We start from the raw sequence: 6,314 nt of genomic DNA, 5'->3' as shown, positions 1-6,314 counted from the left end.
ACGAGGCCGTGCTGTCGCGCACCGCGCTGCCCGGCGGCGAGGTGGTCGCCGCCACCGTCACGACCGCGCCGCCGGCCCGGCGCGGCGCGGCCGAGCGGGAGGCCGGCGCCGCCTTCGTCCTGGGCCTGGCCTGGGTGCGGCTCGGCCTGTCGGAGTCGCTGCGCTCGGCCTGCCTGGGCTACCTGGGCCGGCGCCGCAGCGGCGACTCGTACCTGTTGCAGCAGCAGCTGGTGAAGGGCACCGTCGCCGAGGCGGTGGCCGACCACCTGGAGGTCCGGGCGGTGCTGTCCGGCGCCGGGCCGGGCGACCTGCCCGCCGCGGTGCTGGCGGACGTCCACGCCCGGATCACCGCGGCCGACCGGGAGCAGGTCCGGCTGCTGGGCGCCAGCGGCTACCTGCGGGACGGCCCCGGGATGCCCTGCTACCTGTCGGAGCTGCTGGCGGAGGTCCACGTGACCGGGGAGGAACCGCGATGACCGGGCCGGACGGGCACCTGGCCGCGCTGCGCGCCAGGGCCCGCGAGTGGGGCGCCGGGCTGCGCCCGCTCGCGCTGGAGATCGACCGCGACCCGGAGGCCATCCGGCAGCACCTGGACCTCCCGGCCGTGCGCTACCTGGCGACGATGGGCATCCCGGCCGCGTACGGGAACGAGCCGGAGAAGATCGACGGGCAGCGCCACTGCGGCGACTCGGCGCTGGAACGCGCCGTCGTCATGGAGGAGCTCGCCCGCGCCGACGTCGGCGCGATGGTCGCCTCGCCGGGCCCGTTCCTGGCCGGCGTCGCGGTCGGCCTGTGCGCCGACGAGCGGCAGAAGGAGTGGTTCTACGGCCGGATGCTGCGCGAACCCCTGTGGACCTGCTTCGCGCTGACCGAACCGGACCGCGGCTCGGACGCGGCGGCCCTGACCACCGCGCTGACCCCCGCCCCGGGCGGGGCGCTGCTCAGCGGCGAGAAGCGCTACGTGGGCAACGCCTCGCGGGCCCGGCTCGCGGTGGTCTTCGCCCGCACCCGGCCCGGCCCGCTCGGCATCACCGCCGTCCTGGTCGACACCGACACCCCCGGGTTCCACGCCGAGCCGCTGGACATGCTGGGGCTGCGCGGCGCGCGGATCAGCGCCGTCCGGCTGGAGTCGGTGGCCGTCCCCGAGGAACACGTCCTCGGCCGCCACCTCCCGGCCAGCCGGCGCGGGGTCTGGTCCTTCGTCCAGATCTTCAACCAGCTGCGCCCGGGCGTCGCGGCGATCGCGGTCGGGATCGCCCGCGCCGCCCACGACTACGTGACCGCGCACCGCGGCCCGCTGCGCACCGCCGAGCAGGAGCGGCTGGACGCGATCGGCCGCCGGATCGACGCCGTCCACCGCCTGGTGCTGGACGCCGCCGCGACGGTCGACGCCCGGCCGGCCGACGGCCACCTCGCCTCAGCCGCCAAACTGCGCGCCGCCCGGCTCGCCGAGGACGTGACGCTGGCGGCCTGCGGCTTCTTCGGGCCCGGGGCCCGGCTGGCGCACCCGCTGCTGGACAAGCTCGCGCGCGACGCCCGGGCGATGGAGTTCCTCGAGGGCGCCGCCAACATCCACCGGCTGAACCTCTTCCAGGGACTGCTCACCGGCAAGGTCGGGCGCGCCTAGCAGCGCCTCCCGGGGCCGCCCCGGCAGGCGCCCCCGGCGGCGCCCCGGGGCCCGTCCCGGGCCTCTGACCAGGGCCTTCGCCCCATCAGTTGCGAATCAGTGCGACGTCAGTGTGTTCGGAAACCATGGGGCCATCGCTTCGGACCGATTGGGCACCCGCTACCACGGAACGACCGGGTGGGAGTAGACGCATGCCAGTTATCACGACACCGCAGGAATTCGACGTCGAGGACCTGTACGTCGACCTCCGACGGATGATCGGCCGTCCGCTGTACCTCAAGTGCGAGGGCTTCAACTTCGCCGGCTCGGTCAAACTGCGGGCGGCGGGCGAGATGGTGGACTCCGCCTTCCGGTCCGGGGCGCTGCGGCCGGGGATGACCATCGTGGAGAGCTCCTCCGGGAACCTCGGCGTGGCGCTGAGCCTCGTCGCGGCGAGCCGGGGGCTCACCTTCGTCTGCGTCACCGACTCCCGCTGCACCACCGTCTCCCGGCGGCTGATGCAGCGCCTGGGCGCCGACGTGCGGGTGGTGACCGAGCCCGACCCGCAGCGCGGCCTGCTCGGCGCCCGGCTCGACCTGGTCGCCCGGCTGTGCGCCGAGCACCGGGACTTCCACTGGCTCAACCAGTACGCCAACCCGGGCAACTGGACCGCCCACTACCGCACCACCGGGCCGCAGATCGCCAAGGCCTTCCCGGAGCTGGACGTGCTGTTCGTCGGCGCCGGGACCACCGGCACCCTGATGGGCTGCGCCCGGTACTTCCGGGAGAACAACCCGGGGGTGACGATCGTCGCGGTCGACGCCGTCGGCTCGGTCAACTTCGGCCACGAGCCGGGCGGCCGGCTGATCCCCGGCATCGGCACCAGCGTCCGGCCCGCCATCCTCGACGAGTCCTACGTGGACGACACCGTGCTGGTCGCCGAGACCGACACCGTCCGGGCCTGCCGCGCCCTGCTGCGCGAGGGCTTCCTGCTCGGCGGCTCGACCGGCACGGTGCTCAGCGGCGCGGCCCGCTGGCTGGGCGCCAACCGGCCGGACGAGGAGCTGACCGCCGTGGCCATCGCGCCCGACCTCGGCGAACGCTACCTGGACACCGTCTACGACGACGCGTGGGTGCTGGAGTCCTTCGGCCCCGACGCCCTGGCCGCCGAGGCGGCCGCCCCCGGTACCGGCCTCGCCTCGATCGGCCCGACCTCCGTTGGGAGCCTGTGATGACATCGGTCCTGGGGACCTCGCTGCCGCTCACCGCCGGCCAGACGGAGATCTGGCTCGACGTCAACGGGGCCGGCGGGAGCAACGCGTACAACTCGGCCGGCTACCTGGACGTCCGCGGCCCGCTGGACCGGGCCCGCTTCCGCACCGCGCTGGGCCGGCTGGTCGAGGAGGCGCAGTGCCTGCGCGCCCAGTTCCTCGACGTCGACGGCGAACCCCGCCAGCGTCTCCGCGAGGTCGCCGAACTCCCGCTCGACGAGCTGGACTTCGGCACCGAGCCCGATCCGTCCGCGGCGGCGCTGGACTGGATGCGGACGGATCTGGCGAAGCCCTACGACCCCGCCGGGTTCCCGCTGTTCCGGCTCGCCGTCCTCACCCTGGGCCCGGACCGGGCGCTCTTCTACCTCTCCGTCCACCACCTGCTGTGCGACGGCTTCAGCCAGGTGGTGCTCTGGCGCCGGCTGGCCGAACTGTACGAGGCCGACGGCGGGGACGCCGGCCCGGCCCTGCCCCCGCTCGCCGACCTGCTCACCGCCGAGGCCGCCTACCTCGGCTCCTCCCGGGCCCGGCGGGACGCCGAGTTCTGGCAGCGCCGGTTCCCCGAGCCGCCCGAGCCCGCCGACCTCTCCCACCGGGAACCCGCGACGGCCGCGCCGCAGGGCTTCCTGCGCCGCACCGCCGCCCTGTCCGCCGGCACCAGCGCCCGGCTGCGCGCGGCCGCCAGCCGCGCGGACGTCACCTGGCCGACCGCGGTGATGGCGGCGGTCGCGGTGTACACCCAGCGGATGACCGGGGTCGAGGACGTCCTGCTGACCCTGCCGGTGACCGCCCGGCCGACCGCCCACGAGCGGTCGATCCCCGGCATGCTGGCCAACTACCTGCCGCTGCGGGTGCCCGTCCGCCCCGCCCTGACCAGGGCCGGGCTACTGCGCCACACCTCCTAGGAGCTGGCCCAGGCGCTCCGCCACCAGCGCCACCGGGTCAGCGCGATCCGCCGCGCCATGGGGCTGCGCAGCGACGACCGGCGGCCCTTCGGACCGTTCGTCAACCTGCTGCCGCAGCAGGCCGAGCTGGCCCTCGGGCCGTGCACGGCGCGGGTGGTGAACCTGTCGACCGGGCTGATCGACGACCTGATGGTCACCGTGGTCGAGACCGCCGGGGCCGGCATCGAGCTGCACCTCAACGGCAACCCGGACCGCTACACCGACGCGGAGATCGACGGCCACCTCGCCCGGCTGGTGGAGTTCCTGGACCGCTTCGCCGAGGCCGGGGACGAGCAGCCGGTCGGCGGCCTGGCCGTGGACACCGGGGACCGCGCCGCCTGGGTGCGGGAGTCGAGCGGGCCCGAGCGCGCGGCGGGCTTCGACTGCGCGGTGGCCCGGATCCGCGAACTCGCCGCCCGGCGCCCCGAGGCCGTGGCGGTCGCCGAGGACGGCGGCACGACCACGTACGCCGAGCTGGTCGGCCGGGCCAGCGCCCTCTCCCGCCGGGTCGGCGACGCCGGCCTGGTGGCCCTGCTGGTCACCCCGGGCTCCGACTTCATCGCCTCGGTGCTCGGCGTGATCGGCGCCGGCGCGGCCTACGTCCCGCTGGACCCGGGCGCGCCCGAGGCCAGGACCGTCGCCCTGCTCGCCGACAACGGGATCACCACCGTGGTCGCGGACGCCGCCCACCGGCCGCTCGCCGAACGGGTGGCGGCCGCCGCCGGCCGTCCGGTCCGGCTGCTGGAGGTCTCCGCGCGGGAGCGGGACGCCGCCGACGACCTCGCGCCGGTCCTCGGCACCCCGCTGGACCTGGCGTACGTGATCTTCACCTCCGGGTCCACCGGGGCGCCCAAGGGCGCCATGGTGCACCGCGCGGGGATGGTCAACCACCTGCTCGCGAAGGTCGACGACCTGGCGCTGGACGCGGCCGACAGCGTGGTGCAGAACGCCCCGGTCACCTTCGACGTGTCGGTGTGGCAGATGCTCGCGCCGCTGGTGGTCGGCGGCCGGGTCCGGGTGGTGCGCCGGGAGACCGCGGCCGACCCCGACCTGCTGTTCGCCCTCGCCGACACCGAGGACGTCACCGTCCTGGAGGTCGTCCCCTCACTGCTGCGCGCCGCCCTGGACGCCTGGGACCTGGGCGCCGGCGCTCCCGTGCTGGCCGCGCTGCGCCACCTGGTGGCGACCGGCGAGGCACTGCCCGCCGACCTGTGCCGGCGCTGGACCAGCCGCTACCCGCTGGTCGGGCTGGTCAACGCGTACGGGCCCACCGAGTGCTCGGACGACGTCACCCACGCGCACCTCGGCCACGGGCTGCCGGAACACGGCGCCGTCCCGATCGGCCGCCCGGTCCGCAACACCCGGCTCTACGTGCTCGACGACGCCCTGCTCCCGGTCCCCCAGGGCGCGCCCGGCGAGCTGTACGTCGGCGGCGCCGGCGTCGGCCGCGGCTACCTGGCCGACCCGGCCCGCTCCGCCGCCGCGTTCGTGCCCGACCCGTACGGCCCGGCGGGCAGCCGGATGTACCGCACCGGCGACCGCGTGGTGCGCGGCGCGGACGGGCAACTGGTCTTCCTGGACCGCCGGGACAACCAGGTGAAGGTGCGCGGCCACCGGATCGAGCTCGGCGAGATCGAGGCGGCGCTGCGCGCGCTGCCGGACGTCTCCGACGCGGCGGTACGGGCGGTCGGCGGCACCGGCGGGAGCACCCGGCTGGTCGGCTACTGCGTCCCGCGCGCCGGGGCCGTGCTCGACCCGGCCGGGGTCCGCGAGCGCCTGGCCGCCGTCCTTCCGGAGTACATGGTGCCGCCGAACGTCCTGGTCCTGGACGCCCTGCCGCTGACCCCGCACGGCAAGGTCGACCGCCGGGCGCTGCCCGACCCGGCACCGGCCGGCGCCGAGGCCCCGGCCCGGCCGGACACGCCGCGCAGCCGGGCCGAGGAGATCGTCTGCGCCGCGTTCGCCGAGGTCCTCGGCGTGCCGGAGGTCCGCCCCGGCGACAACTTCTTCGAGCTGGGCGGGGACAGCATCAGCGCCATCCTGGCGGTCGGCCACGCCCGCCGGGCCGGACTGACCGTCACCCCGCTGCAGATCCGCACCCACCACACCCCCGCCGCCATCGCGGCGCTCGCCGCACCGGGCGGCCCGGCCCGCCCGGCCGCCGCGCCGGACGACACCGGCGAGGTCGAACTCCTGCCGATCGCCCACCAGTTGCGCGAGGACCTCGGCGTCCTGGACGAGCGGACCAGGGAGTACAGCCAGTACCAGGTGCTCACCACCCCGGCCGGCCTGGACCTCGACCGGCTGACCGCGGCCACCGCCGTCCTGCTGGACCACCACGCCGCGCTGCGGTCACGGCTGACCGTGGTGGCGCCGGGCCTGTGGTCCCTGGAGGCCCTGCCCAGGGGCGCCGTCCGGGCCGCCGACGCCGTCCGCCGGGTCGACGTCTCGGCGCTCGCCGACGACCCGGCCGCGCTGGCCGCCGCCGTCGAC

4 protein-coding genes and 1 pseudogene are annotated in these 6,314 nt (G+C 76.2%); all 5 read left to right on the top strand.

The window, feature by feature from the left end; all coding sequences use genetic code 11:
* Positions 1-476: pseudogene (locus AE652_RS32885) on the top strand (hypothetical protein); the annotation flags it as partial.
* Positions 473-1,627: an acyl-CoA dehydrogenase family protein gene (locus AE652_RS32880; protein ID WP_049658255.1), complete on the top strand. Its 1,155-nt coding sequence runs from the start codon at positions 473-475 to the stop codon at positions 1,625-1,627. The pseudogene AE652_RS32885 and the gene AE652_RS32880, both read left to right, overlap by 4 nt.
* Before the next feature lie 191 nt (positions 1,628-1,818).
* Positions 1,819-2,838, top strand: coding sequence for a 2,3-diaminopropionate biosynthesis protein SbnA (sbnA, locus tag AE652_RS32875; protein WP_049658253.1), 1,020 nt, complete (start codon positions 1,819-1,821; stop codon positions 2,836-2,838).
* Positions 2,838-3,782, top strand: a complete 945-nt coding sequence (locus AE652_RS43250; RefSeq protein WP_053112393.1) for a condensation domain-containing protein — start codon at positions 2,838-2,840, stop codon at positions 3,780-3,782. Before sbnA ends, AE652_RS43250 begins: the two co-directional genes overlap by 1 nt.
* Positions 3,783-3,839: 57 nt before the next feature.
* Positions 3,840-6,314: non-ribosomal peptide synthetase (locus AE652_RS32870; RefSeq protein ID WP_159028618.1), on the top strand; the 2,475-nt coding region annotated here is incomplete at its 3' end.

The sequence above is a fragment of the Kitasatospora sp. MY 5-36 genome (assembly GCF_001182915.1).
Classification (GTDB): Bacteria; Actinomycetota; Actinomycetes; order Streptomycetales; family Streptomycetaceae; genus Kitasatospora.
The sequence above is the reverse complement of the archived record's forward strand: the minus strand, read 5'-3'. Positions and strand labels throughout refer to the sequence as shown.

Coding starts and splice junctions, on each gene's coding strand:
- AE652_RS43250 (WP_053112393.1), top strand. CDS start 2,838: ATGACATCGGTCCTGGGGACCTCGCTGCCGCTCACCGCCGGCCAGACG.
- AE652_RS32880 (WP_049658255.1), top strand. CDS start 473: ATGACCGGGCCGGACGGGCACCTGGCCGCGCTGCGCGCCAGGGCCCGC.
- sbnA (WP_049658253.1), top strand. CDS start 1,819: ATGCCAGTTATCACGACACCGCAGGAATTCGACGTCGAGGACCTGTAC.